Genomic DNA, 687 nt, shown 5'->3' on the forward strand with positions numbered 1-687 from the left:
TGCATTCCCGGTACGCGCGTCCGCTTAAACAGCCGCGCACCGCTTGGTTGCCCCATTACGCTAGTAGTTGGCGACGGGGAAGATTACACGCTGTCGTTACGAGTGAGTGAGGCGGCTACCATATTCTTGAAATAACAAAGGCGAATGGCAGGGGTGGAACTACTTACCGGCCGGGCCGGTGCTAGTGCATCGGCGCTGGCACTCGAAACGGCCGCCACGCGGCATCCCGGCGCACTTACGCGTATTGCTCTTATTGGAAACCCCAACTCTGGCAAAACGTCGCTCTTCAATCAGCTTACTGGCCTCAACCAGAAAGTAGGCAACTTCCCTGGGGTAACCGTAGACCGTAAAACAGGAGTCAGCCAATTGACCCCTCAGTTGCGGGCCGAAATAATTGACTTGCCGGGTACCTACTCGCTCTACCCTAAAAGCCTAGATGAGAAGGTAATTACAGACCTTCTCTACGACCGGGGCAGTGCTCAGTACCCCGATTTCGTGGTTATTACGGCTGATGCTAGCAACCTGCGTCGCAACCTGTTGCTTTTCACGCAACTTGCTGATCTTGGACTACCCGCTGTGTTGGCGCTGAACATGATGGATGTAGCTGAGCAGCACGGCGTCCATATTGATATTGCGGCCCTACAGCAGGAACTGGGCGTGCCCATTATTCCCATGAATGCCCGCAAG

Annotated in this window: 2 protein-coding genes; both read left to right on the forward strand. The window is 54.9% G+C overall.

Going from position 1 to position 687, the window contains the following annotated elements:
* Positions 1-3: 3 nt before the first annotated feature.
* Entirely contained in the window at positions 4-135 is a 132-nt protein-coding gene (locus VI25_RS28065) for a FeoA family protein (protein ID WP_262490002.1), read from the forward strand.
* A gap of 9 nt (positions 136-144) precedes the next feature.
* Positions 145-687, forward strand: a 543-nt coding sequence (locus VI25_RS22415) for a FeoB small GTPase domain-containing protein (protein WP_045689834.1), incomplete at its 3' end; no start/stop codon positions are given.

Origin of the sequence: Hymenobacter sp. AT01-02, assembly GCF_000961955.2 — a bacterium.
Lineage (GTDB): Bacteria > Bacteroidota > Bacteroidia > Cytophagales > Hymenobacteraceae > Hymenobacter > Hymenobacter mucosus.